Below are 26,306 nucleotides of genomic sequence, written 5' to 3'. Positions count from 1 at the left end.
GCGTTCACCCGGTGATGCCGCGTCAGCGAATGCGCTGCTCGAGACGGGTGACCTTCGCATCGAGCTTGTCGACAAGATTGACCCGAGCCTCGAGCGCCGCCACCTTGGCGCTGAGAATTCCCGCCTCGGCCTCGATCGTTGCCAGCTTGGAAAACCTGTCGGCTGCACCCGCCACAACGATCGCCGCGACGGCCACCGCAACGGCGACGACCTCGACCTCGATAGCCACATCGAAGTCCGCGACCGCCACTGCGTGGGTGTCGCCGGGATTGGTGATCACGATTTCCCTGTACTTGTCCGTGATGTGGGCGCGCAGGTCGTCGATCTTGCCGCTGTTGTACAATTCGATGACGCGAGGATCGGAGAACATCCGGATCATCGCCTTTTCACGGTCGCCGAGCTTGATATCGCCGCTCACAGCAAGGCCGTGATCCTTCAGCACCGCTGACGGTTTGTCGACGAATTTCTCGAGTAGGCTCGGGTCGGACGCAAGTCTTTCTGACAGGTTCCTGACTTTTTCCGGAGGGTTGTCGCTGACGAGTTTTCTGATGAGATCGCTATCATGCATGGTTTATGGCCTCCTGCCGGGATGAGGCGATTGGCGTATGCCGGGTGGACTGGTCCGGCCATTCTGCCTCGGGTTTTTGATGAGCCAGCCGATAACGGTAAAGGACGTCGTCGCGCCGCTCGCGCCAATGGTGGGCAAGCACGTCGCGCACCAATGCATCGTCATAGAGCGCGCGGCATGCGTCACAGTGATGATTGAAACGGTTCTCCCAGTCGATGCGTGGATCGATCGTGGAAGCCCAGGCGAGTATGTGCTCCGGCCCCTCTACCGCGAGCCATATCTTCAGGAAATCATTGCCGGCGGCTTCCGCGAGTTCCACGAGCGTTGCGTCTTGAAGCGATCCGATCTGCATTTCGGGAATCTGTTCGCGCGTCAAACCGCAGCAGGCGCCGACCTCGCCGCGCGGATTGACCACCATCGTGTCCAGAACGCTTTCACAGGGCGCGCGGCGGTGAATGTTCAGGTGGTTGGTCAGGCTGGCGGGGCCATGCCGCACGGAATCGCGATCCTCCATCGCCATCCAGGGACTGTCGAACACAATGAGGTTGGGATGGTCGCGGATCGCTGCCATCTCCGGATGAGAGAGCAGTCCCTGGGCATGAAAAGTCCGGTCCATTTCGCGTTCCACCACGACGACGGCATTCATGCCGAGCCTGATCGCTGCGGCTGCGCCATAGGCGATGCGCTCGACCGGTACGAACTGCTGATGGTGGTCGCCGGTGCTCAAGTTGATTTCACGCAGGCCAGCCCTGTAGAGCGGCTCGAGGCGTGCGTGCGCGGCTTGCACCGACTTCGCCCAATAGCCGTTGGTGACACACCGGCTGGCGAGCCCTCGCTCGGTGCAGCGCGCAACCGCCACGACAAGCTCATCTTCCAGCATGAAGCATTCCCCGCCGGAGAAGACCACAAGCTTCATCGACGGCATCTCCGCCGCCTGCTCAATGGCATCGAGCATGCGCCACAACGGCAGTTTCTCCGCGATCCCGGGATGCGACGCGAAGCAGCAGTTCTCGCAGGCCGCCGTGCATTGGTAGGACGTCAGCAAGGTCAGCGTGGTTGGTTTCCTGCCGGCGTTCATGCGTTGCCCTCCCGCATCTGTCTGATGACCGGGTCGAACATTGCGAAATAGGCCGGCTGTGCCTCGGATGCGCCAGCTATCACCAGGGCGATGCGCGCTATCAGCGGACCTGCCTCGAGCACGGTCTGGTCGGACGGCTCGCCGGCCCAGCGCCCGCGCGCGCTCGGCCGCGTCGGAATTGCCGGGTTTGCATCGGGCTGCAGCATGTGGGCGAGGCCGGCTGGAATAAGCACGTCGCGAATTCCGGCCTGGGTGCGGCAGACTTCGGACATCACCGCCTTCCATGGCGCGCTGTAGAGCGCCAGCATCATCAACGCGTCGGCGATATCCAGGCGGTCCAGTCCGTCGACTGCCGTCCGCGCTTCATCCGCCACCTGAGCTGGTTCACAATTCAGCATTTCGGTGACCGCCTCATTGGCGAACACCGTGGCGAGCAATGCCTCGAGACGGCAGCGCCGGTCGACAATGCTCCAGAACAGCCGCTGGGCAAGCGGCCGACGCGGGGTGGGAAATCCTATGCAAAGCAGCCGCCGGACATGGTGCCGCTCGCTTTTTTCGATCGCATCCAACGCATCAAGCGGCGCCTCGACCGCATTGAGGACGGCGCGATCACTGAGGAGACAGGATACGAGCCGAGAGACCGAATGGCGGGCAGGGATTAGCGTATCCTCGTCGGCCCCGATATCGATGATCAGCGGTTGGCGCCCCGGCTTTCTTTTCAGTTGCAGATTGATCCGCTCGCGCCCACCCGCAGCAAGCATGATCTCCATCTCCACCGTTTCGTGCCGCGGGCTCGCAACATGCAGTCTGAACTTGCCGGGCGGCAAAGCCCTGAACAGCAAACCGTCGAAGGCGCGGGCGTAGCGAAGGATGCGCCAGGTGCGTCCGCTGTCGAGATGGGTCAGCACCGGAAACATGTTTCCTTGCGGAAGCCGTCCGTCTTCGTCGCGTATTTCCAGCTCAAGACAGCACGCGACGGTCGACGACGTCGCTTGGTCAACTGGAGAAAGCATACTCATGGGACGCCGCTCCTGCCGCATCGATATAACCACCGATGCTCCGAAAATCCGTCCTGGCCACAGAATTACACCCGCACTAAGAAATACCGACTAAGAGATTCGAGATATATCTGTTGTGTATAGAAATATAAATGCCGCGCCGACTAAATATCAGCGCAGATTTCAGCACTTTTCAAGATTTTTTTATTATATGTTACTCATATTACATTTTCAAGCGATCCAGTTGAAATTTTCATATCTTCCGGCGCGCCAGGCAGTCGCCGGCCGGTGTCGAAAAAGCCGGCCGCGATCACGCCTTCCTCGTCACGCTCCGCCAGCTCCGACCGCTTCGGTTCGCTCGCGGCCGAGATTTCATCCTTCTCGAGAAATCGCTTGAGCAGCCAATGATCGAGGCGCGCATCGACTTCCTTCGCGCACAAGCCTTTCGTGGCCGCGACGCAGACGTCGCAAATCGAGGCGTAGCCGTCAGGGTCGGAGGAGCGATCTGGGCTCATTTCCGCAATCGCCTCATGGAGTGCGCGCGGACCGAACTGATTTATGAACCGGAAATGCGTCCGCGTTTGCATCGCGTCAAACAGATCCGCGAGCGAACGCTCACGCACGTTGCCGACCGTGAAGCTCGCGATCTTGCCGCCGGCGCAGCAGCACGCCTGAAAACTGCCGTCGGGGTAGATGACCGGTCGGTTCACCACTTCTTGGCAAGGCGTATACGTRTAGGTGGCGAGATCCGAGCGGTAGTGCTCTTCGGGGTATTCGGCGGCGCGTCCGAGGCCGACAAGCCTGCCAAACGAGAGGTTCACCATCTGGGTCAATTCGGGCGGCACGGTATCGGTAGCCACCTGCCTGATGAACTCGTCCTCGTCGAAGAGGCGGATCTTCTCGGTGGGGATGCCGTAAAGTTGCGAGAACAGGGCGACAGGATCGCCCGGCATATTGAGGACCGTGTTGACGATGACCGGAAAGCCTGCTTCCCAGGCGATCTCGATTGCGCGACGGAAAACCTCGGCCGGAAGGAATTCCAGGTGAAATTTGTCGGCACTGAAATTGAGGGAATCAAGCCCGGCGAGCTGCAGCCGGTAGAGAAGGCGCCGACCGGTGGCTTGATTGCGACCCCAAAAACCGTTGGTGATCACGCGTGTCGCAAATCCCAGCTGGTTGGCCACGCCAAGCAGGCGCTCCAGGTGGTGCGGGTACATCATCGGCTCGCCGCCGGTGAAGACGATCGTCGACGGCCTGGGATCGAGTGAGGCTGCCTCGGTGATGCAGCGCTCCGCCAATTCCATGGCCATGCTGTCGAAATTGTCCGGGCCGGAAAGGATGCCGCAATGGCGGCAGGCGATCGGGCAACGGTGCGTGAACATGATTCCCAGTTCGAGCGGACGTTGAACGTCTGTGCCGGGTGCATTCATGGCGCGGCCTCCCGGTGACGGGGCTGCGCCGTCTTTGCCGTCGCCGCCCGCAGCCCGGCGTTCGACCAGACACCGCTGCCGGCCGCGCCCAAGAGCGTCGCGAGCGCGGCAAGCTCCTCGAGCCCGCCTTGATTGCCTTCCTCGCCATCGAGCGGCTCCTCGATGATCTCGAAGCGGCCGTAGTCGAACGGCACGCCGGGGGCACGCTCGACAAGACGGATCCGCTCGCGCAGGCCCTGTCCCGCGAGCGTCAGTGCCCGGTGGTGGCAGAACGGGTTGTTCCCGGGGCGCCCGAACAGCGCATGTGCCGTCCATGTGCAGCCGGCCTTGCAGCGATCGGCGTGTTCGCAGGTGGCGCAGAAACCCCACAGATCGGAGCGCGTCCTGGCGCCGAGGCCGCGCATACGCTCACTCGACCGCCACATGTCCTCGATAGAGCTGGTGCGCACCGAGCCCGCACCATAGTCGGCGCTCGGCAAGGAGGGACAGCCCTTCAATGTGCCATCGGCTTCAAGGCCCAGCGCAGCCTGACCCGCGAGGCAACCGCTCCATGTATGCCCGTCGGCGCCGCCGTAGCGCAGATAGGGCTCGTGCGGACCGAAATAGCCGATGTTGTTGCCAGGGAAGAGCTGGACGCCGCCCGGCTCCAGCACCGTCCGCTTGAGCCTTGCGAGCAGCGGCATCACGTTGAGCATATCGTAGGGCTGCAGCAGCAGGTCCGGACGGTCTGCCGCGCGGCCGAGAGCGACCGTCAGCTGCACTTGCCAGGCGCTCGCGCCGATCTCGACCAACAGGTCGGCAAGCGCCGGCAATTCCGGCAGGCTAAGCCGGTTGATCTGGGTGTTGACGCTGAGGCCGATCCGGCCGGTGGCCATGATCCGTTTTGCTGCGTCGAGTGCTGCTTCGTAGCTGCCGATGCGGCCGCGAAGGTGGTCGTGCGTCGCGCCGATGCCGTCGATCGACACGCCGATCCGCCTGATGCCGGCCGCGAGCGCTTCCTGGATGCGGAAATCATCGAAGCGATATCCGCCGGTCACCATGGTGCAGGCCATTCCAGCCTTGGTGACGGCGCTGGCGATGTCGACCCAGTCATCCCGCAAATAGGCCTCGCCGCCGATCAAAGTGACCTCGCGAACGCCAAGCGCCGCAAGCTGCTTCACGGTGTCGAGCGCCTCCTCGAGCGTCAGCTCGCCAGGGCGTTCGGCGCCTGCCCGCGAACCGCAATGCCGGCATCCGAGATCGCACTTCAGCGTGATTTCCCAGACGCAGACGCGTGGTGGCTCGGACGGCCCGGACCACCAGCGCACGGTCTTCGTCGGATCACCATCGTAGACGGCAAGCATTGGGGCGCACCATCACTTCACACGAGCGAGAAAGGCGGCGAGCATGTCGGCGTTCACGCCCTCGATGGCAACGCCATCCGGCCCGACGATGGAGAAGCTGAGCTTCTCCTTGGGAAAGCGAGCCAGTTCGCGCAGTGACCTCAACTGCTCGACCGATGTCATGGCCAATGATCCGGCTGCCGCCACCTGCGTAGATGAGGACGTCACCACGGAGACGCCGTAGATGACCACCGCCGAGGCAACCGACACGTCGATCCCGGATTTCCCGCCGCCGGCTGCCGAACCCTTCCAGCCGATCACGCCGAACCGCTCCCACAACTCCCCTGCCGTCAACGTCTCCGGCTTGGCCCGTGCGAACTCGTCTTGCCACTCTCGCCCCGAAAACACGTGTTCGAGTTTCTTCAGCAGATCCCGTTCGTCGATGCGGTCGGGAAGCGCCAGCACGTCGGGGTTGAGCCCCTCTTCGGACAAAACGTCCTTGGGCGATTGGACAAAGCGGTGGCGAAAGTCCTTGTCCTTGCGCAACCGGTTGATGAAACTCGCCGCTTCGGTTCCCATGACAAGCTCCTTGTATTTCGCATGCTTGCGGGCGTCGGGCCGCTCAGCGCAGGCGGTCGACCAGCGCCTTGATCGCTTCGATGCCGAGGCCGTGCAGTGATCTCCCGTCCGGTCCGCTCACCGCAAAACTGAGGGCCCTTGCTGGCAGCCGGGTCAATTTGCGCAACCGGCCGAGACGCGCCAACTCCACATCCGTGCGGGCTGCGCTGCCCTGCGCCGTAACAAGGGATATGACGGAGGTGGTTGCCGTCGTACCGTAGATGATGCTCGTCGCTGGGATCGACGGCGAGGCAAGATCATAGTTGACGCGGATGAAATTGAACTTGTCCCACAGTTCCTGTGCCGACGCATGCCTCAGCGTGGCCGCATCCGGCGGAGCGGAGGAAATTTGAGCGTCGATACGCCGTTCCAGCGCGTCGAAATCGATCTTGGAAGGCAGGTCAAGGAGGTCTGGATCGAGCCCGCTCGCGCGAAGAACGCCGCGCGGATCATCGGCGAATGCCTGCCGGAACGCTTTGTCCCTGTGGAGCTTCTTTATGAAATCTGCATAAGGCGACACCATAGGTTCCCCCTACGCTGAGCGCGTTGGCCATGCCTCTCGAATGTGACAATCGTCAGTTTGCCAGCGTAATATTGTTTCCAAATTCGCGGCGGAAACTTAAAGATTACTACTCTATCGCCAGTTTTCAGGCAAGAAAAGTACGTTATTTAACCGTTGCTAATGTGAGTTAAGAAAGGGTTTACATTGGGCTCACAGCGAATGCGAGGCCGTGTTTGGCCATGCCGTTGATCCTGACGCCGATTCGGGGCAGCATTCCTTCGCGGTAGCGCGAGCGGACGCGGCGCTGCGAACCGGCCGCCTGAACTGACAAATGGTCGAACAGGGAGACCTCTCATTCACGGAAGGCTGATAGCGCTCATTGTGATGGTATTGAGCGGCATCGTCGCGGCACTCTTCACGTCGCCGGATGTACGCATTGCGGTTCACTGGTCGGCGTCGGGCGAAGCGGACGTCTTTGCGGGCCGCTGGGTCGCATTGCTTGGTGCGCCGGTGCTGCTCGCCGTGCTGTGGATGGTTCTGCGTCTGTGGCCGGGGCGGCAGGTCGAGAACAGGCAGGCAGCCGGCGAACCCGCAAAAAGTTTTGCGCCGGACCATGCGTGGTTCATCGGCCTTTTGCTGCTCATCCTGCTGCAGGCCTTCTTGATTGCTTCGGCGTTTGGATTCCAGACGAACCGCCTTCGGCTGATGCCGATCACCCTCGGCGTGATCATGATCGTCGTCGGTGCTCGAATGCCGCTCCTGCAGCCCAACCGATGGTTCGGTATCAGAACACCCTGGACCCTTGCGGATCGGGACGTCTGGACGAGAACTCACCGATTCGGCGGCCCCGTCTTTCGGGCGGCCGGGCTGCTCACTGTGTCGCTGCCTCTTTTCGGCTTGTCGGACGATCGCGTCGGCCCGGCGGTGCTGGCTATTCTGCTGGCCGCAGCACTCATATGTGTGGCCTATTCGTGGTGGACATCCCGGCGCCAGAACGGCTCAGGGTGATACGCAGTCCAGGCTGGCCCCGATTCAGCAGTCGAAGCCGCACTTGGCTGAGGACGTCTCGCACGGGGTGTCATTCAGACGGATCGTGGCAGCGCGATTATTTCGCGCTGCCACGGTCGTCCGAACGGAATTCGATTCCGTCCATCGTTTCCTAAATCTGATTTACTCCCATATTGGCGAAGCGGACTGGATCGGCCTTTTCCAGCCGCAACGCCAACAAGTATCCCACCACGGCGGCGGCCGGAATCAATGCCGGCAGGATGATCCCGAGCACGCCACCGGTGGTGCCGGTGAGGTCGCCGAAATGCAGGAAGATGTAGACGAACAGTGCGGCCATGATGAGCCCTGACAAGGCGGGCAGGATCACGGTCGACAGCGCCGGCGCGCCGATGTGTTTCTTGCGGAAGAACACGATGACCGCGAGCGAGGTCACGGTCATCATGCCGAGGACGCCGAGCGTGCCGACCTGGCTGATCCAGGTGAACATGTTGAGCACCGGGTCGAGTCCTAGTCCGGCAAAGATCGCCAGCACGACCAGGGCGCCGACTGTCTGAGCGACCGAGCCGATGTGCGGGCTCTGGTGATCCGCGTGGGTGCGGCCGAAGGCAGCGGGCAGCAGGCCTTCGCGTCCCGCCACGTAGCTGTATCGGGCGATGTAGTTGTGGAAGGCTGACAGCGCGGCAAACAGGCTCGACACCAGCAGAATGCCGGCGATGGTCGGCACGGGACCGCCGACATAGCGCCCAGCAAGATCGAAGAAGAGTGCCGAGGGATCGCCGTAGCCCTGGATGGTCGGCACGAGTTTCTCGGCGCCTATGCCAACGATCATCAGCCAGGTGGTGAAAACGAAGAAGATGCCGATCATCAGCACCGACAGATAGGTGGCGCGCGGAATGGTCTTCTCCGGGTCGCGGGCTTCCTCGGCGTAGATCGTCGTCGCTTCGAAGCCGATGAAGGATCCCAGGCAAAACAGGATCGCGGCAGTCAGCGAACCTGAAAACATCGCGTTCGGATCGAACAGGTTCAGCGCCAGCCCGTGCGCGCCGCCCTTGCCGAGAATTGCAAAATCCACGATCAGGACGATCAGGTATTCGAGCGCAACGGCCACGACCAGAACCTTTGCCGACAGGTCGACCTGACGGTAGCCGAGTATGCCGACCAGCAGGACGGCGATCAGGCTCCATCCCCACCAGGGCAGGGTCAGCCCGAGTTCGCCGAAGACACCAGCGGCGATGCCCCCCAGGAGGCCGATCAGTCCAAACTGCATGGCGTTGTAGGCAACCACCGCCACGACCGCCACGGCGCCGGCGACCCGCCCGCCGAGACCGCGCGCGGCATAGGCGTAGAAGGCGCCGGCATTGGTGACATGCCGCGACATCGCCACGTAGCCGACCGAAAAGGCAAGCATCACCAGGGTCACGAAGATGAAGGTCGCCGGGATGCCGGCGCCGTTGCCCAGCATGAACGCGAGCGGCATCGCGCCGGCAACGCCGGTAAGCGGGGCCGCTGCCGAGATGACCATAAAGGTCACGGCGATCAGGCCCAGTGAATTTCTGCGAAGTTGGTTGGTTCCTGCGGTACTCATTTGGGTAGTTCTCCCTCTGTGTTCCCCATGGCCGATTGACCGGTCCATTGTTGGTTGACGTCTGTTTTCGTTCAGGCGGCCGTCCGGCCCGCCATCATTCCTCTCCGTTGGCGAGATGCCCGAAGGACCCCCGGCACTTGGCGAAAAAGTGCTCGACCGAATCGCTCCTTTGATTGCCGCGCGGCGTGATCGCGATGACTGCTCCCTCGGGAAAGTCCTCATCCAGAGGTATGGCCAGGATCTCCTTGCCGTCGGGGGCTGTCCTGGTCTGCGGCGCCTGCGGGACGATGGAATATCCAAGCCCTTGGGCGACCAGACCTCGCACCATGGCGAAAGATGGCGACTGGAAGCGGATGAGCGGCTGAAGCTGGCTGCGCTTGAACAAGGCATCCGTGGCCGCGCGGACGGAAGGATAGTCCAGCAGGATCATGGGCAGGTCAGCCAGGTCGGCGAGCCGCAGACGAGACCTTGCTGCCAGCGCGTGACCGGCGCTCAACAACACATGCGGAGCCGGCAGGCAGATGAGTTCGGCGTCGAGATCAGGCTCGTTCACCTGTCCGAAGGTGATGGCAGCCTCTATTCGGCCGGCGCGCATCTGTTCGATAAGGTCGTCGTGGTCTGCTTCCAGAAGGCGGATGTCGACATCCGGCTTCTGGCTTGCGAAGCCGGCGGCGAGGGCCGGAACGAATTGCGGCCCAAGTGTGATGAAGAAACCGATGCTGAGGTGGTTGGCCGGGTGCGGTGGCGGATGATCGTCCGGAGCGATCGGGATGGCGCGCCGGTAGCCGCGATTGCCGTAGACTAGCGGCGAGCGCTGTGCAGAGAGGTCGATCTGCTCGGCCTCGCCGATGAACAGGAAATGGGTTCCCCACAGCAAGGCTGTCTTGAGCTCGCAATCGAGCGAAACGACGGCACCATCGATGACCGGCGCGCCGGTTGCGCCGGGGTGCCAGGCGATCGCACCGAACCTGTCCTGGTTCAAATGCTTGAGGCGGCCGGAAAAGAGATCCGAGACGAAGCTCTGATTGCCGCTGAGCACATTGGCGCAGAACCGCCTGTTCCTCTTGATCGCCTCGCATGCAGGGCTGAGGTGATGGACGCTGATGAGCAGGGAGGGCCGGCTGGTGTCGGCCGACACCGAGGTCATCGATGAAACGGTCACTCCGAAACGACCTGCCTCGCCGTCCGTGGTCACCACGGTAACGGCGGAGGCAACGCGGCTCATGCCTTCGATGAAACGGGCGCGCAGGTCAGTATCCATGGTCGTTCACCCCAGGTCGAAGAAACGTTCCAGTTCCACGTCCGGAACCTTGCGGCGGAATTCGTCGTGCTGGCACTCCCGGGTGGCCGTGAACGCCTCGACAAAGCGCGGCCCCAGCCAGTCCTTGGCGAAGCTCGATCCGCGCAGCCGTTCGATCGCCTCGGGCATCGAGCGGGCGAAGTCGCGGGCGGGTTTCTGCGCGTAGCCTGACCCGATGGTCTCGGGGTCGGGCTCGATCTCGCCTATGACACCGGCGATCCCGGCGGCGATTGTGGCCGCGGCCGAGAGATAAGGGTTGGAATCGGCGCCCGGCAGGCGATTTTCCACCCGCAGCGTCCCTGCGTCATGGCCGACCAGGCGAAAGCATGTGGTGCGGTTTTCAAAACCCCAGGTCAGGCCGGGCGGCGCGAAGGTGCCCGGTGCGAAGCGGCGGTAGCTGTTCACCGTCGGCTGGAAGACCAGCGTCATGTCGCCGATATAGGCTTGGAGACCGCCAAGGAAGTGGCGGAAGGTGCGGCTGACGCCGTTCTTTTCCTTTGGATCCCAAAACAGCGTCTTGCCGTCCTTGTCCTTCAGGCTGATGTGCAAATGGATCGACTGGCTGTCCGCCTTTTCGTTCCAGCGCGGCATGAAGGTGACGGACCGGCCTTGCCGCAACGCCAGCGCGCGGATGAAGTTCTTCAAGAGGACGAGTTGGTCGGCCGGTTCCGTACCTACGCCAGCTCCGATGCAGGCCTCCATGAAGCCTGCGCCGATCTCCTCGTGCATCTTGGCGAGGTCGATCTTCAGCGGCTCGCAGATTGCGGCCAGTGCCTCGTACCATTCGGTCTGGACAACCTGATAGAGGATCAGGTCGTGGCTGGCGTGAGCGGTCGCTGCCTTGAGGTTGCGGTAGCCCTTCGCCTTCGCGCTTTCCGGCGTCTCGTCGAAAAGCGTGTATTCCAGCTCCATTCCGTATTTCGGCACCAGCCCAGCTTCGCTGGCGCGGGCCAGAACCGATTTCAGGATCGCCCGCGGACATATCTGTGCCGAGGCGCCGGTGTAGTTGGAGAGGACCAGCAGGTCATGCCCCGGTTTCGACCATGGCAGGCGGCGGCCAGAATTCGGGTCGACCTGCAAGGGGTCATCGTGAAAATCGCCCTTGTCGTCGTTGACGCCCGGGATGATGAGCATCACATCGGTCGGGTCCAGCGCCAGTTGCGCGGGAGCCATGCCCATGCCGTTTTTCGCGATGCCTTTCAGGCTGCTGGTCGAGACCATCTGCCCGCGCAGCAGCCCATTGGTGTCGGTCATCGCAACCGTGGCAAAGCGGCTGGCCGGATCGGCCAGGTAATCGTCAACTGTCATGTTGCACCTGATTGAGGGAATGGGCGCCGATAAGTCGCGCGAGTTCGGTGAGATCGGTCTCGGGCTGTGTAGAATAGGCCTTGAGGAATACGCGCAGGCCGTTGTGCAGATAGCGGGCGACCTCGGCGCGCGACGGGAAACGGTCCGGCATGTAGAGGGCCTGGGTGCGCGGTGCCGAGAGGATCAGGCCCCACAGATCCTGCGCCGCGAGTTCGGCGTCGTCGAACGCCAGTCGGCCTGCGCGCCGCTGGCCTTCCAGATAATCCATGATGCCGCGCAGCAGGCGGTCCGGGCCCACCTCCTGATAGGCGCGGCCGATCTCCGGAAAGCGCTGCACCTCGCCGATGATGAGCCTGGCCAGGGACAGGAGGTCCGGACGCAGCACCGTGTCGGCATAGTCCCAGGAAAATTCGAGGAGGTCGGCCACCATCCCGCGCTCGGAAGGATGTTCGAAGATATCAAGCATCTGGTCGCGCTCGCCCAGCATCATGGCCGAGAACAGCGCCTCCTTTGACTGGAAGTACTGGTAAAGCGTCGGCTTCGACAGTCCCGCCTCGACGGCTACGGCATCCATGTTGGCGCCGGAATAACCGGTCTCGGAAAAGACCTTCAGCGCGGCTTCCAGGATGCGCCGCTCGCGCTCGATTTTGTTCTGCTGCCGGCGGGACAACGCGGTCATCTCGGTAGCTTCCCCAGAAAGTCCAGCAGGATGCGGCTGTAGGTTTCGGACTGCTCGACATTGCAGACATGGCCGGCATCCGCGATGGTCTCGTAGCGGATGTCGGGCCGGGAGACCTGACCCAATATTCGCTCGGCGATACCGCGGATCTCCGATGGCGGAGCCAGCCGGTCGTGTTCGCCGGTCATCATCAGCACCGGCATGGTCAGGCGCGAGAAATCGAAACGCTCGGACGGATTGGTGAAACAGACGAGCGCGTCGCGGTAGGTCGCCGACGGGATCGCCGCCATCGACTGGAGGAGCTGCTTCTTCATCTCATCCGAAGCGTTCGGTCCTGCCAGCACTTTCACCACCGCCGGCGCGAAGTCGGCCGGCGTCTGGCCGGCATCGAGCGGCACCTTGCGGCTGACGCGGAAGGCCTCGCGCTCATGCGGGCTGGCTTCCGACATGCCGGTGCAACCGCCGGACAGGACCAGYCCGGCCAGCATCTGCGGATAACGCATGGCGAAAGAGGTGGCGATCCACGAGCCATAGGAAAGGCCGACCAGAACCAGCCGGTCGGCGGCGAAGTTTTCCTTCACCCGCAAAATATCGGCGCAGTAGTCGTCCACCGTCGACTGGTTTCGCCCGAGCGCGCTGCCGCCATAGCCTCGCAGGTCGAGTGCGGCCGCACGCATCACGCTGCCGGCGGCCGCGAGTTGCTGCAGCCAGTTGCCATGCGATCCGCCTATGCCGTGCAGGAACAGGCAGAGCGGCCCATCGCTGTCCGGCGTCGTTGTCAGCCCGAGGCGGGGATCGCCATCGATGACGATGTCGCGCGTGGCAACAGGGGCGGGTAGAGGCGGCGGCTCCGCGCTGCGGATCGTAAGCGCCTTCTCCGAAAGCGCGGCGACGCCCATCTCGAAGATCGCTTTCGTGCCCTTGCAGATTTCATGCAATCGCGGGGCGGCGGCGTTTACATCTGCGCTCCAGCGCATGATGCAGCCGCCCCGACCGTCGGCGGCGATGGCGATGCGGCCGTCATAGGCCTCGGCGCCGGCGATGCCTTGGAGATGCGTATAGGCGAGCGTGCGCTCGCTGTCGCTCAGCCAAGTGAGCTGCTCGCGATAGACGGTGTCCTCGCCGTTGACGGTGAAGCTGCGGACCAGCGCACCGCGCTCGTCGCGCTCCGCGCGAATGGTCGCGATGATCGGGTGCCATCGACCGCAGAAATCCGCGACGATGGACCACACCGCCTCCGGTGAGGCGGCGCAGGCGCCGATGACCTCGACCGTTTCGCGCGCCATCGGCGTCTACCGGACCGACCGCAAGGCGCCGTGATCGCCGCGCCACAGCGACATGCGGGCACCGCCTTCGTCGCCCGGAGCGGAATCGATCTCGTCCATGTCATAGAGTGCGAGGACCGAAAGGTAGTCTTCCATGATCTCGGAAGTGTAAGGCAGCATCAGCGCGCCGCAGCGGCTGTCGCGGTACATCCGCTCCAGCGGCAAGGACTTCAGCATCGACTGGCCGCCGCAGGTTCGGATCGCCATCGAAGTCATCTCGGCCGCGCCCTCCATGACGTTGTATTGCGCGGCATACATGCGCAGCACCTCGCCCTTGGTCGGGAAGCCCTTGGCTTCGCTGAAAGCCTGCCACCAGAGCGCGCGCATGTTGGCGAGCCGCGCATACATCTTGCCGACGGCGACGCGCTTGGTCGCATACATGCGCCGGTCGATGGGCGGCTGACCGGGGATCTTGCCCTTCAGGTAATCCACCATGAAGTCGAAGGCGCCTTGCGCGACGCCCATGTAGGTTGGCGACAGCGTGATCATCATATGCGGCCAGTTCGGCAGGGTCTTGCCGAAGATGCCGCGCGGCATCAGCATGTCCTGCTCGGTAACGAAGACATCCTTCAGGATGAGGTCGCGGCTGTTGGTGCCGCGCATGCCGAGCGGATCCCAGTCACCCTTGACGCTGAGGCCCGGCGCGTCCTTGTGGACGACAAACAGCATCGTGTCCTCGTGACGCGGCTCCTGGCCTTCGAACACCTCCGTGCAGACGATGGTGTAATAGTCGCAATAGCCGGCGAGCGAAGCGAACTTCTTGAAGCCGTTGATCTTCCAGCCGCCGTCCACCTTGCGGCACTGCGTCTGGTTCGGCTTCGAAGTCCAGTTCTGTCCGCCCTCGGAGATTGGCTGCGAATAGATCGCCTTTTCGGCTATGGCGCGGCGGAACTGGCGCGCGCGCAGCGGCCCGAATGCAGCCTTCTCCTCAGGTGTCAGGTTCGGCATGTCGACCATGAAGCGTGACCAGGCCATGGACGAGTTGTGCATGTTGAAGGTCAGCGCGGTGGCGCCGCAATATTTGCCGATCTCGGCGCCGACCATGGCATATTCGAACATCGAATAGCCCCAGCCGCCGAATTCCTCAGGGATGCAGAGGCCGAGAAAGCCCTCGGCGGCCAGATCCTTGTAGTTCTCGACCGGGAAGGAGGCGTCATCGTCGATCCCCTTGGCGCGCCCCGCGAACTTGTCGCGGCCGAGTTCGTTCACCAGCCGCAGCTTGGCCTGCACCTCGGGACGGATGCGTGAGAGGTCGTAGTAATCAACAATATCGCTCATGGTTTTCTCCGAGGGCGTCAGGACGCCAATTCGCCTTGCAGGACGCCGTCACTGACGACGACTTTCCCGTCCAACGTGATCGTGCAGTTGCGCATCGGCAGGTCGAAATGACCGAGCGTGTAGCGGCCGGCATACTGGTTCGCCCCCGTGGACCACAGGAACGATCCTGCCAGGGCGCGGAACTCCACCGCCTGCATGTCACGCTTGTCGTACATGGCGGCCGAGACCCACCGGGCGCGCGGGTGCATGCCCCAGCCGACATGACTCATGCCGTAGGCGTTGCGGTCGTTCCAGGCCTCCATGTATTCGCGGAAATGGATGGCATCGACGCCGTCGCCCTTGATGGCGGTGACGAAGTCGTCCTCGACGGTGAAGTCGATGCGGCTCGCAAGCGTCGTCTTGAACGTCAGGTTCATGTCGCCCACGTCCATGACGATCCGGCCGTTAACGCAGTTCTTTCCGGGAAAGGCGAGGCAGAGCCCGCCCGGCCAGTGCGCCACCGCGCCCGGCGTGGTGCCGAAGCCCGGTGTGCCGCCGCAAGGCGCGTTGCGCAAATCGATGACGAGATCGGTGCCGGCCGGCGAGGTGACGCGCATCTCGCTCGCCTCGCGCAGCATACGCACGCCCAGCGCCACCTTCGGGCCAAGGTCGGCCGTCGGCTCGGTGCGCTCCAGGATCTCGGGATGCTCGTTGCAGATCACGAGCAGGCGCGTGCCGCCGGCCGCCTCGATCTCGGGCCATTCCGGAGCATGGATAAGCCCTTCGACCGTGCAGTCGACGATGACTTCGACGCGCTTCAGCGCCTCGATAACAGCGCGGTTGCCCTGGATCGCCCAGGAGGTGCCGGTGGATTTGACCGGCACAGGTGCCGTTTGGCGCGGCGTCGGCATCTGGATCATGCAGAACTCGGCGCCTTGGTCGTGCAGGGCGAGTTCCGAAAGATGGATCAGCACCGGACGCGACTGCGTCTCGGACAGGATCGCGACCCTCGTCCCCTTGCCGATCGCATTCAGCGCGAAGACGCGCCGGAAGCAGTCCAGCCACCGTCCTTCGATGCGCTCTTGCAACATCGCTAAACTCCCATTGACGATCCGGCTTGTATCGGATTTCTTAACTTGTGAGTTAAGTTTTCAGTTTTGGGACGACTTGTCAACGAAATTTTCGAAGATTTTTGTATTTTCGAGAATCGGATTGAATCCTGGCCTCAGATCCAGTTGGGATCGTCGCTCGCAAATGACAGCTGAGCCGACCCTCGGCGCGGCTGGCTGTCAGAGTCGTCTCTGCCAAACTCCGAATTGGTCTAGTAGCGACCGGAGAGCAGTTCGCCGGCACCGGGCGACGCGGCTTTCAAGCCAAGTCTCGACATCAGTTGAAAACCCGTACAGACGGAGGCGCTGACAACTGGAATGCCCAATGCTTGCTGAAGCTTGTCAATGATCGGCAAAGAGGGCATCTGCACACAGGCCGATGCGACAAACGCGTCGATGCCCGTCGTGTCGACTTTCCTGTAGATATCGAGCAGTTTGTCCGGATCGTGCCTGCCGACCTCGATGTTGTCGGGGATTTCAAGCGCGATAAAGTCCCTCACCGCTATTCCCTCATGCTCGATGTAGTCGACCACCAGTTGCGTGAGCGGCTTCATGTAGGGGCATATGAGGGAAATCTTCTTGGCTCCCAGGACCTTGAGGCCGTCGACCAGAGCGCCGGCACTGGTCACAACGGGAGCGGGCGCACCATTGTCCGCGGTACGCTGATGCAGCCGGGCTTCCGAGGTGCGGTGATAACCCTTGCCCATGCTCATGATGGCGACCAGACAGGCGTAGCCGAGGACGTCGACGCGAGCATCCGAAAGTTCGGTCGCGCAGCGGTCGCTGTCGCGATCCATGGCCTCGAGCTCCTCCTTGACCACCTTTTTCATTCGCATTCGGCTGGAATGGAAAGTGAAGCGTTCTGACAGGATTGTCTCGCGGCTACGGAAAATCGCCGGGATTTCCGTCTCCATGGTGGTATTGGAGGAGGGCACGATCTGTCCGATCCGATAGGTCTTCGGCATCCTTATCCGTCCTCTGGCGTGTCGCTGCTGGTGACTGTTCGGCCTATTCCTGATGACCGCGCTGCGATGCTGTTTCGGGCACGCTGGCATCATCGCCGTCGAACATCTGCGCCCTTTCGATCAGCGATATCGGCTCCAATCTGCGCCGGTTTACCTTCAGGTCGAAAACGTCGAACCGGTTGTAGTGGCCGGCAATGTCATGCATCTGCTTCGGCTGGATGCAGCGTCCGAGATCAATCTCGGCATAGACGATGCCCTCTTCGTCGATCAGCGGCTTGCCAACCACGCGCCCGTCCGGACCGATCACGCCTGAGAAGGCGCTGGATTTGCGTTGCAAGCGCGCCCGTGCATCCGAAACGACACCCTCCATCGCCGCTATGATTTCCTCCGAGACGGTCGAACAGGAGACGATCGTAAAGAGCTTGCCTTCGAACGAGTGGGCCATGGCGCGCAGCTTTATGGCCTCAGCCATGTCGTAGTCGGGCGGCGCAACGGGCAGCGAAATGTAACTGGCGACATGAACCAGTTCGCCTTGTGCGAGGAGGGTGAAGCGCGCAAGGGTGTTTGTGTTCTCGCCGCAGGCAAGCGCGCCAAGAGGCCCGATTGCAGTGTCGTAAACTCTCAGCCCTGCCCCGTCACCGGGCGCCCAAGTTAGCTTCTCGGCCCAGGTTGGCATCAATTTGCGGTGCTTGCCGAGCAGGGATCCGTCGGGTCCTATGGTCAGAAGCGTGTTGTAGAGAGTGCCAACAGACCTCAGGCTGCGCTCGTTGATGCCGATCACGACATGGATCCCGGCATCGCGTGCAGCGCTGCGCAGGATGTCGACCTCCGGTCCCGGCTCGGTGATGGCGGCGCGCGCCAGTTTGTCGAACCAGGCTCCGCCCGTCACCGGATCGGTGATCCAGCTCCAGTACGGATAGCCCGGGATGAACACTTCCGGGAAGGCGATGATATCCGCCCCGTTGGCCCTTGCCTCGCGGATCAGCTCGACCGCCTTCTCCACCGTCGCTGGCGTATCGAGAAAGACGGGTGCCGCCTGCACCGCCGCGGCAACGAATTTCGGAAGCTTCAGCATGGCAACCTCCTGCTTGTGATCGACCGTCTGGGCGGGCGGTGGTGGGCTCGGCGGTGACCATCGGATCGCCGGGAACCGAGGCCATCTGGATGACCGCCTTGAATTGCGCGTTCACGTGTCTAGTCCGGTGTCGCATCCACCACGGGGTGCCGCAGAGTGCCGATCCCTTCGACGCACGCTGTGACAACATCGCCGGGCCACATCCATTCTTGCGGGTCGCGCCCGGCGCCAACGCCTTCCGGGGTGCCGCTGGCGATGATATCGCCAGGCTCCAGCGTGATCCCGGACGAGATGTCGGCGATCAGATGGTCGATTTTGAACAGCATGTGACGCGTGTTGGACCGCTGCTTCTCGACCCCGTTCAGCGTCAGCCACAGGTCGAGGACCTGCGGATCGGGGATCTCGTCGGTCGTGACGATGCAAGGCCCGAACGGCGCGTAGGTGTCCTGTCCCTTGGAGAAGATCCATTGCCCGGCGCGCCGATTGTCGCGCGCCGAGATGTCGATCATCACTGAATAGCCGAAGACATGGTTCAGCGCATCTTGCTTGCGGACACGGCGGGCGGTGGTGCCGATAATGACGGCGAGTTCCACCTCCCAGTCGAGCTGCTGCGTGATCTTCTTGTTGTGCTCGATGCCGTCGCCGGGTCCGATCACCGTGGTTGGCGGCTTGGAGAAGACAACCGGCTGCTTCGGCAGGTCTTTCGACGTGTCGAGCGACTTGGCGCTCTCGGCGACATGCTCGACATAGTTGAGGCCGATGCCGAAGATGTTCTTGCGGGGCCGGGGAATGGGGGCGAGCAGCTTCACATTGTCCATCGCGGTGGCGCAGCCGGCGGGGAAGCGACCGGCGCACGTGTCGAGGCAGTCGCGCAGCGTCTCCAATCCGGCGCGTCCAGCGTCGATCAGGCCGAGCATGGTGTTGGGCAGCAGCTTTCCTTGAGCCGCGGCGAGCGCCCCGACGTCCACCACCAGGCCATCGACCAGCACGCCGAGCCTTGCCGCCCCCTCGACCGAGGCGCGATAGGTTACTAGTTTCATGATCGTTCCTTCAGAGAAGCGGCTGCAGGCCGCCATTGTCGCCGAATGCCTGCTCCCGGTAGAGCCCGAGTGCCCGCATCACCGGCAGGTCGGATAGGCAGAAGAGGCAGGCGACCTCACGATCCGAGCCGTTGACATGCTCGTGCCAGGCCCAGGACGGTACGCAAAAGATGTCGTGCTCCTGCCAGTCGAAGCGCTGGCCGTTGATGATCGAATGGCCGCTGCCTTTCGCCACATGGTAGAGGCCGCTGCCGGTGTGCCGGTGCGCCTTGGTGTGCTCGCCCGCTCGCAGCATCTGCATCGATGCGCCGAGCGTCTGCATGACCGGGCCGTTCGTCACCGGGTTTACATACTCCATCAGCACGCCCTCGAAGGGCGAGCCGTCGGTGCAACCGGCATATTTCAGCAGCGACTCGTAGGTCGGCGCCCACTCGTATTTGAACATCGGGCTGTAACCCTTGGTCCATGCCTCGCCTGTCGGCTTCAGGCCGGGATTTCCCCAGCTCTTGGTCATGTCGTCGACCGCGTAGCCGACTGCCTGGCTCTGATCCGGATGCACCTCGTAGAAATTGGCTTCCATCGCGTTGACGAAGGGGATGTCCAGCCCGTCCTGCCAGATGCAGGGCGAACCGCTGGCCTCCACGCCGTGCTCGTGCCAGGTGCCGTTGGGTGTCAGCACGAAGTCGTTCGCGCCGAGCGTCATCTTGTGTCCGTCCACCACCGTATAGGCGCCTGAGCCCTCGATGATGAAGCGGATCGCCGAGGCCGAATGGCGATGCGCCGATGCGACCTCGCCAGGGTTCATCACCTGAAGCCCGCCATAGATCCAGCCGACCGCTGCAGCCACGTCGGTGCGCCCCGGATTGTTCAGGTAGACCACACGCCGCCCGGCCTTTTCCGGTGTCACCAGTTCGACCGAGCGAAGGACATGCGCACGCAGGTCGCGATAGCGCCAGACCACGGGGACCGACTGTGACTTCGGTTCCCAAGGCTCTATCTTGTTGGCGACGGTCCACAGCGCGCCTGCCTTATGGCGCTCGAGCTCCTCGTAATAGGCAAGCAACTCCGGCGTGTCCTCGACGTTTGCCCGCCCGACGACATCTTCGCGATGGTTTTCGCGCTCCCGTGCCATGGGATCCTCCTGGTTGGGGCTGTTGGGCTAAGCATGACGCGACATATTTTCGATTGCAATACAAATTTTCGAAAATAATTGAAATTGCCGACAAGTCCATCTATGAGGTAAGGCTGTGCGGTGAGGAACACTGATGACGCTTGCCGAAAAAGCCTACGATGCGCTGCGCCACGACATCATTCGCGGCGAACTCCCCCCTGGCAGGCCGTTGCGCCTTGCCGATCTCGGCGAGCGTTATGGCATGGGCTTCTCGCCGCTGCGCGAGGCGCTGAACCGCCTGCAGGCGGAGCGGCTGGTGACGGCAGAGTCGCTGCGCGGTTTCCGCGTGGCGCCGCTGTCGCTCGATGAACTGCATGATGCCGTGTCGCTTCGCATCGTCATCGAAACAGAGGCACTCAAGGCTTCGATCAGCAAGGGCGACGACACCTGGGCATCAGACATCGTCTCCGCCCTCTATGCCCTGAACGTCCAGGCCGCGCGCACAGGCGCCGAGGCCGACATCTGGACGCTCGAAAAGCGGCATCACGCGTTCCATCGCGCCCTGCTGGCTGCCTGCAACTCGCCCTGGACGCTGGAATTCTTCGAACGGCTCTATGCTGCAACCGAGCGCTACCGCATTCCGGTTCTGCTCGCATCGGCATTGCCGGTGGGTCGTGATGTCCAGGCCGAGCACAGTGCGCTTGCGCAGGCTGCGCTCGACAGGGACGCCGAGAAGGCCTCGGCGCTGCTCAGCCAGCATTACCTTAGAACGGTGGAAGATCTGGCGGCGGTTATGAGCCCCGACGAAGTGAAGCTGCGCGCCTCGTGATATGGAATACGCCACGGCAGGCCATTTGTGACAGAGCCCTCAAGGCGGATCGGCTCGCAGGTGCAAAATCCTATTGCCAATGATCCTACTAGAAGGTAGGTAAGGGCGATGAGCAATCTTGTCATGACCTCCGATCAGATCCTCTCGTCCGCGCGGAACTTCATTGTTTCGGGCGGCTACAACGGCTTCAGCTATGCTGATATCGCTGACGTGGTGGGGATTCGCAAGGCGAGCATCCACCATCATTTCCCCAGCAAAGTCGACCTTGTTCGCACGCTTGTGGCGCGCCATCGCGAGCGTACCGAGGCCAGCATGGCGGATCTGGAAAGTAAACTCCCTGATCCGCTTGCACTGCTTCAAACCTATGCTGGCTACTGGGCAAAATGCATTGAAGACGCGAGCATCCCGTTTTGCGTCTGCGCGCTGCTTGCCAGCGAACTCCCGGCACTCCCGCCTGAGGTTGCCGTCGAGGTGCGGGCCTACTTTCGATTTCTGTCGTCCTGGTTGACCAAGGTCATGGAGCGGGGCGCTGAACAGGGCGTTCTCAAATTCGCCGGCTCTGCGGAGCAGGAGGCAGAGACTTTCATGGCGACTGTCCATGGCGCGATGTTGTCGGCGCGTGCCTATGGCAGCCCTGCCATCTTTGGCGCGATCCTGACGTCGACCTTGCAGCGCTTATCGGCGAAGGTTCACTGACAAGTTATTTGCGCGGCATGGCGGCGAGCCGCCGCAACCAAATTCGCATCTCACAGGGGCCGTTGAGACCTCCAGTGCATCGGTGCTGAAAGTAGCAACTTAGGGTCGGCCATTTGGTATGGCCAATACGGTTCACGATCTCCGCCACCGCTTGGTTGATCGGTCGTGCCGAGCTCCGGTCGCCCAGCCCCTGCCGTCCGGGACGGCGTCAGACCGCCAAGAAAGTGGTTGACGTCACAATATCTACCTACTAGTAGGTAGATATTAATATCAAGCGCGAAGGAGAAATCGAAATGCTTGCTAAGATGACTGAAGCCAACCTGGTCCAATCCTCAACCACCTGGCTCAAAAGCTACTATTTCACACGCTTTGCCGTTTCGACCGCCTGGGTTCTCCTGGCCTTCACGGTAGCCAAGATAATGCCTCCCCTGGCAGCCATCATGCTGGTCGCCTACCCGGCTTGGGATGCACTGGCCAACTTCATCGACGCCCAGCGCACCGGCGGCTTGAACCGCAACAAGACGCAACTGCTCAACTTCGTCATCAGCATCATCACCACGGTGGCAGTCGCCATTGCTCTCGGCAAAGATATGAACACGGTGCTCGCCGTCTTCGGAGTCTGGGCGGTCCTGTCGGGCCTTTTTCAGCTTGCAACCGCGGTCAGGCGCTGGAACTCCGGCGCGCAGTGGGCAATGGTACTGAGCGGCGCTCAGTCGGCACTGGCAGGCATTTTCTTTGTGAAAATGGCGGGCAGTGCGGCGACGATCGACATCACCAACATCGCGCCCTATGCGGCCTTCGGCGCCTTCTACTTCCTCGTTTCCGCTGTCTGGTTGACGGTAAGTGATGCGCGGCGCAAGTCGGCTCAAGCGGCTGGCTGAAGAGCGTCAAACGCTCCTATCCTCCAAGCCCCTCAATCGAAGCGCTGCCCTGCAAGGTCGGCGCTCGCATAATGCGGCGGCGTGTAATGCCTTGTTTTGATGGAAACCGCGATCACTCGCTCATATTCTGAAGCGCATCATGTTTGATTATTTCGACGCAGCGCAGGCTGATCAAGCGGATGATGCCCTTTTCCTTCAGCCTGGTGAATATTCTTGAGACCGTCTCGATGGTGAGGCCGAGATAGTCGCCAATGTCGACGCGCGACATCGGCAGCTCGACCTGCCGAAGCCCGCCTTGGCGCTCTGCCATATCGACCAGGAACGCCGCGACGCGCTCGATGGCGTTCTGGCGGCCGAGGACCAGCAGGTGCTCCTGCGCCCTGGTCAGCCCCTTAAGCGCCAACGGCAGCAACTGATGGGACATGTCAGCCCCGGCGGCAATGCGGAAGACGCGGACCCCGGTGGCGTTGATTGCTTCGGCGAAGAAATGATGCGTCGTGTCTGCTTCGAAGCCAAATGTCTCTCCCGCAAGGTGGAAGGCGCTTATCTGCCGGCGACCATCGGCGAGCAGGCGGTACACACGAACGGCCCCAAACTCGATTTGATAGAAAGCTCCGGCCTTCTCGCCCTGGGCATAGATTTCCGCACCGGCGGGAAAGAAGCTGAGCGGCTGCAGCGGTGCCGGGTCGAATGCCGCCGGCAGGCTCGGCTGGGCAAAATGCGACGGCAGCGAAATTTTTGAGGTCGTGTAGGCGTGCATGGCTGTTTCCCCGGTTGATCCGTGTCACAGCAATCGCTCGAATCCGCGCCGCGCGAAATTCGGTTATGTCCCTACGGGATACTACCTAGACTCCCCTTGTCGTGACGATTTCGACAGCGTTGTCAGCAGGGAATTTTCGGCAGGGTTGGCCATAGCCAGCGAACGCATTGTGGTCCAGGCGTTTGGCCTTCGGCACCTGATGCAAACGCGTTTGCGGTGGATCAAAGCTCGCACTGTTCGTCGCCACTATGAATGGCGCAAACGACAGCCGCTATACGCCCGGTTAACGGCCACCTCGCTGCAAACTGGTCCGGCAGTCATGAACCGAATGCCGCACGAATGCGTTGGTTGTCCATTCGCGGCGATTCGATGAGTAGCGGCGGATGTCGCGGTCCAGCGGTATTCGCAAATGGGACTATGGGAGCCAGACATGATTGAGCACACGACAACAGCAACTCCCGGCAGGCGGCTGTCCGAACGCCAGTTGCACGACATCAACGCATACTGGCGCGCCGCCAACTATCTGACGATCGGACAGATCTACCTGCTCGACAATCCGCTGCTCCGGGAGCCTTTGCGGTTGGAACACGTGAAGCCGCGTCTGCTTGGCCACTGGGGAACATCGCCGGGCCTGAGTTTCATCTATGCCCATCTCAACCGCGCCATCCGGCTGAGGGATGCAAACATGATCTACGTCTGCGGCCCGGGCCATGGCGGTCCGGCGATGGTCGCCAATGCCTATCTCGAAGGCACTTACAGCGAGCTTAGTCCCGACATATCCCTGGACGAACAAGGCATGCGCAAACTGTTCCGGCAGTTCTCCTTTCCCGGCGGAATTCCAAGCCATGCCGCGCCCGATGTGCCGGGCTCGATCCACGAGGGTGGCGAACTGGGCTACGCGCTTTCACATGCCTTTGGCGCAGCCTTCGACAATCCAGACCTTGTCGTTGCCTGCGTTGTCGGTGACGGTGAAGCGGAGACCGGGCCATTGGCTGCCGCGTGGCATTCAAACAAGTTTCTCAACCCGGCGCATGACGGGGCAGTGCTGCCGATCCTGCATCTGAACGGCTACAAGATCGCCAATCCCACTATCCTTGCCCGCATTCCCGAAGAGGAACTGCGCGCGCTGTTCACCGGCTATGGCTATGACCCGCTTTTCGTCGAGGGCGATGACCCGACGTTGATGCACGAGCGGATGGCAACAGTGCTCGACGATGCGCTGGACCGCATCGAAGTGATCCAGAAAGGTGCGCGCGGCGGATCTGCCGACGCGGGGTTGCGGCCGAAGTGGCCCATGATCGTGCTGCGAAGCCCGAAGGGCTGGACCGGTCCGAAGGAAGTCGACGGGCTGAAGACCGAAGGCTTCTGGCGTGCGCACCAGGTCCCGTTGTCTGGCCTCGCGGAAAATCCGGCGCATCTCACGATGCTCGAGGAGTGGCTGAAAAGCTACCGGCCGGATGAGTTGTTCGATGCCGCTGGTGCCCCTGTCGAGGCGATCCGTGCCACCACGCCGCAAGCCGCGCGGCGCATGAGCGCCAATCCGCATGCCAATGGCGGCTTGCTGCGCCGGACCCTCGATTTGCCCGGGCTGCGGGACCATGCAGTGGCCGTCGCCCGGCCCGGCGCGGTGAAGGCCGAGTCAACACGTGTAATGGGCAGTTTCCTTCGGGCTGTGATGGAACTGAACGAGGCCGCGAAGAACTTCCGCATCGTTGGCCCTGACGAGACGGCCTCGAACCGGCTTCAGGACGTGTTCGAAGCCACCGAGCGCGCCTGGATGGAAAAGATCCTGCCCGAAGACGTTCATCTCGGCCGCGACGGCAGGGTCATGGAAATTCTCTCCGAGCACACCTGCCAGGGCTGGCTCGAAGGCTATCTTCTGACCGGGCGGCACGGCCTGTTTTCCTGTTACGAGGCGTTTATCCACATCGTCGATTCMATGTTCAACCAGCATGCGAAATGGCTTGATGCCTGCCGTGACATCCCGTGGCGGCGGCCGGTCGCCTCGCTGAACTATTTGCTGTCGAGCCATGTCTGGCACCAGGAACACAATGGCTTCAGCCATCAGGATCCCGGCTTCATCGATGTCGCCCTCAACAAGAAGGCCGACATCGTGCGCGTCTATCTGCCGCCGGATGCCAACACCTTGCTTTGCGTGACCGATCACGTGCTGCAGACATGGAACCGCATCAACGTCATCGTCGCCGGCAAGCCGCCGTCGTGGCAATGGCTGCCGATGGACAAGGCCATCGTCCATTGCCGGGCAGGGATCGGCATATGGGACTGGGCATCGACCGAGAACGGCGACGAGCCAGACGTCGTGATGGCGTGTGCCGGCGACGTTCCCACCCTTGAAACGCTGGCGGCGGTGCAGATCCTGCGGCATCACGTTCCTGAGCTCAGGATCAGGGTCGTCAACGTCGTGGACCTGATGACCCTGCAGCCCAAGGAATATCATCCACACGGCCTGTCGGACTGCGATTTCGATGCATTGTTCACCACCGGCAAGCCTGTCATCTTCGCCTATCACGGCTACCCGTGGACCATCCACCGGCTGACCTATCGGCGCACCAATCACGACAACATCCATGTCCGCGGTTACAATGAGGAAGGCACGACCACCACGCCCTTCGACATGACGGTCCTGAACGGCCTCGATCGGTTTCACCTCGTGCAAAGCGTGCTTGACTGGGTTCCGCAGCTCAGGAGCGTGCAGGTTGGCCTGAAGCAGGCAATGGAGAGCAAGCTGCTCGAGCATCGAGCCTATATCCGGGCTCATGGCCAGGACATGCCGGAAATACTCGGCTGGAAGTGGGATCAGGATCCCGGTGCGGCGTCGACGGGTCGCCGTTGAGGACGAAC

24 protein-coding genes are annotated in these 26,306 nt (G+C 62.2%); 5 read left to right on the top strand and 19 right to left on the bottom strand.

Annotation, left to right across the window (positions count from 1 at the left end; translation table 11 throughout):
• Positions 1–22: 22 nt before the first annotated feature.
• From AC1D0I_RS09245 to AC1D0I_RS09215, 7 genes are all read right to left on the bottom strand, one after another.
• Complete coding sequence (locus AC1D0I_RS09245) at positions 23–568, bottom strand: hypothetical protein (RefSeq protein ID WP_095080443.1); 546 nt, start codon at positions 566–568, stop codon at positions 23–25.
• The gene (locus AC1D0I_RS09240; RefSeq protein ID WP_477394539.1) at positions 561–1,646 is read right to left on the bottom strand and encodes a hypothetical protein; all 1,086 of its coding nucleotides are present in this window, start codon (positions 1,644–1,646) and stop codon (positions 561–563) included. Before AC1D0I_RS09240 ends, AC1D0I_RS09245 begins: the two co-directional genes overlap by 8 nt.
• Positions 1,643–2,686 carry a hypothetical protein gene (locus AC1D0I_RS09235; protein ID WP_477394537.1) on the bottom strand — a complete coding sequence of 348 codons (1,044 nt, stop codon included), beginning with the start codon at positions 2,684–2,686 and terminating at the stop codon, positions 1,643–1,645. Before AC1D0I_RS09235 ends, AC1D0I_RS09240 begins: the two co-directional genes overlap by 4 nt.
• 176 nt (positions 2,687–2,862) lie before the next feature.
• Entirely contained in the window at positions 2,863–4,074 is a 1,212-nt protein-coding gene (locus AC1D0I_RS09230) for a radical SAM/SPASM domain-containing protein (protein WP_095080449.1), read from the bottom strand.
• Complete coding sequence (locus tag AC1D0I_RS09225; protein ID WP_477394535.1) at positions 4,071–5,417, bottom strand: radical SAM protein; 1,347 nt, start codon at positions 5,415–5,417, stop codon at positions 4,071–4,073. The genes AC1D0I_RS09230 and AC1D0I_RS09225 overlap by 4 nt, the downstream gene beginning before the upstream one ends.
• 12 nt (positions 5,418–5,429) lie before the next feature.
• Positions 5,430–5,975, bottom strand: coding sequence for a hypothetical protein (locus AC1D0I_RS09220; RefSeq protein ID WP_477394533.1), 546 nt, complete (start codon positions 5,973–5,975; stop codon positions 5,430–5,432).
• A 43-nt stretch (positions 5,976–6,018) separates the two neighbouring features.
• Positions 6,019–6,537, bottom strand: coding sequence for a hypothetical protein (locus AC1D0I_RS09215; protein WP_477394531.1), 519 nt, complete (start codon positions 6,535–6,537; stop codon positions 6,019–6,021).
• 369 nt (positions 6,538–6,906) lie between these two features.
• Between AC1D0I_RS09215 and AC1D0I_RS09210 the strand changes: the two genes are divergently transcribed.
• Positions 6,907–7,524, top strand: coding sequence for an SdpI family protein (locus AC1D0I_RS09210; protein WP_477394529.1), 618 nt, complete (start codon positions 6,907–6,909; stop codon positions 7,522–7,524).
• A 151-nt stretch (positions 7,525–7,675) separates the two neighbouring features.
• On the opposite strand, the gene AC1D0I_RS09205 is transcribed toward AC1D0I_RS09210, so the two are convergent.
• From AC1D0I_RS09205 to AC1D0I_RS09155, 11 genes are all read right to left on the bottom strand, one after another.
• The gene (locus AC1D0I_RS09205; protein ID WP_477394527.1) at positions 7,676–9,109 is read right to left on the bottom strand and encodes an APC family permease; all 1,434 of its coding nucleotides are present in this window, start codon (positions 9,107–9,109) and stop codon (positions 7,676–7,678) included.
• A gap of 94 nt (positions 9,110–9,203) precedes the next feature.
• Positions 9,204–10,370, bottom strand: coding sequence for a LysR substrate-binding domain-containing protein (locus AC1D0I_RS09200; RefSeq protein WP_477394525.1), 1,167 nt, complete (start codon positions 10,368–10,370; stop codon positions 9,204–9,206).
• Positions 10,371–10,376: 6 nt separating this feature from the next.
• The gene (locus tag AC1D0I_RS09195) at positions 10,377–11,717 is read right to left on the bottom strand and encodes a glutamine synthetase family protein (RefSeq protein ID WP_477394523.1); all 1,341 of its coding nucleotides are present in this window, start codon (positions 11,715–11,717) and stop codon (positions 10,377–10,379) included.
• The gene (locus tag AC1D0I_RS09190; RefSeq protein ID WP_477394521.1) at positions 11,707–12,396 is read right to left on the bottom strand and encodes a TetR/AcrR family transcriptional regulator; all 690 of its coding nucleotides are present in this window, start codon (positions 12,394–12,396) and stop codon (positions 11,707–11,709) included. The genes AC1D0I_RS09195 and AC1D0I_RS09190 overlap by 11 nt, the downstream gene beginning before the upstream one ends.
• Positions 12,393–13,682, bottom strand: coding sequence for an alpha/beta fold hydrolase (locus AC1D0I_RS09185; protein ID WP_477394519.1), 1,290 nt, complete (start codon positions 13,680–13,682; stop codon positions 12,393–12,395). The genes AC1D0I_RS09190 and AC1D0I_RS09185 overlap by 4 nt, the downstream gene beginning before the upstream one ends.
• 6 nt (positions 13,683–13,688) lie before the next feature.
• Positions 13,689–14,999, bottom strand: coding sequence for an acyl-CoA dehydrogenase family protein (locus tag AC1D0I_RS09180; RefSeq protein ID WP_477394517.1), 1,311 nt, complete (start codon positions 14,997–14,999; stop codon positions 13,689–13,691).
• Positions 15,000–15,016: 17 nt separating this feature from the next.
• The gene (locus AC1D0I_RS09175; RefSeq protein ID WP_457154006.1) at positions 15,017–16,069 is read right to left on the bottom strand and encodes a 2,5-dihydroxypyridine 5,6-dioxygenase NicX family protein; all 1,053 of its coding nucleotides are present in this window, start codon (positions 16,067–16,069) and stop codon (positions 15,017–15,019) included.
• 230 nt (positions 16,070–16,299) lie between these two features.
• Complete coding sequence (locus AC1D0I_RS09170; RefSeq protein ID WP_477225676.1) at positions 16,300–17,052, bottom strand: maleate cis-trans isomerase family protein; 753 nt, start codon at positions 17,050–17,052, stop codon at positions 16,300–16,302.
• Positions 17,053–17,095: 43 nt separating this feature from the next.
• Positions 17,096–18,127, bottom strand: coding sequence for a carbon-nitrogen hydrolase family protein (locus AC1D0I_RS09165; protein ID WP_477394515.1), 1,032 nt, complete (start codon positions 18,125–18,127; stop codon positions 17,096–17,098).
• 119 nt (positions 18,128–18,246) lie between these two features.
• Positions 18,247–19,167: a fumarylacetoacetate hydrolase family protein gene (locus AC1D0I_RS09160; protein WP_477394514.1), complete on the bottom strand. Its 921-nt coding sequence runs from the start codon at positions 19,165–19,167 to the stop codon at positions 18,247–18,249.
• Between the two features lie 10 nt (positions 19,168–19,177).
• Entirely contained in the window at positions 19,178–20,299 is a 1,122-nt protein-coding gene (locus AC1D0I_RS09155; RefSeq protein WP_477394512.1) for a cupin domain-containing protein, read from the bottom strand.
• A gap of 133 nt (positions 20,300–20,432) precedes the next feature.
• Here AC1D0I_RS09155 and AC1D0I_RS09150 point away from each other — a divergent pair, with 133 nt between their 5' ends.
• The 3 genes from AC1D0I_RS09150 (at position 20,433) to AC1D0I_RS09140 (ending at position 22,684) form a co-directional block, all read left to right on the top strand.
• Positions 20,433–21,107 (top strand): GntR family transcriptional regulator, encoded by a 675-nt coding sequence (locus AC1D0I_RS09150; protein ID WP_477394510.1) that lies wholly within the window; start codon positions 20,433–20,435, stop codon positions 21,105–21,107.
• A 108-nt stretch (positions 21,108–21,215) separates the two neighbouring features.
• A complete protein-coding gene (locus AC1D0I_RS09145) occupies positions 21,216–21,803 on the top strand; it encodes a TetR/AcrR family transcriptional regulator (protein WP_477394508.1) in 588 nt (195 codons plus the stop codon).
• A gap of 293 nt (positions 21,804–22,096) precedes the next feature.
• Positions 22,097–22,684: a DUF308 domain-containing protein gene (locus AC1D0I_RS09140; protein WP_477394506.1), complete on the top strand. Its 588-nt coding sequence runs from the start codon at positions 22,097–22,099 to the stop codon at positions 22,682–22,684.
• Positions 22,685–22,796: 112 nt separating this feature from the next.
• Here AC1D0I_RS09140 and AC1D0I_RS09135 read toward each other — a convergent pair whose 3' ends face one another.
• Positions 22,797–23,444 (bottom strand): helix-turn-helix domain-containing protein, encoded by a 648-nt coding sequence (locus AC1D0I_RS09135; RefSeq protein WP_477394504.1) that lies wholly within the window; start codon positions 23,442–23,444, stop codon positions 22,797–22,799.
• A 430-nt stretch (positions 23,445–23,874) separates the two neighbouring features.
• On the opposite strand from AC1D0I_RS09135, the gene AC1D0I_RS09130 reads away from it, so the two are divergent.
• Positions 23,875–26,298 (top strand): phosphoketolase family protein, encoded by a 2,424-nt coding sequence (locus AC1D0I_RS09130; protein ID WP_477394502.1) that lies wholly within the window; start codon positions 23,875–23,877, stop codon positions 26,296–26,298.
• The last annotated feature ends 8 nt before the right edge of the window (positions 26,299–26,306 follow it).

This window comes from Mesorhizobium sp. P2_D1 (assembly GCF_056404455.1).
The sequence above is the reverse complement of the archived record's forward strand: the minus strand, read 5'-3'. Positions and strand labels throughout refer to the sequence as shown.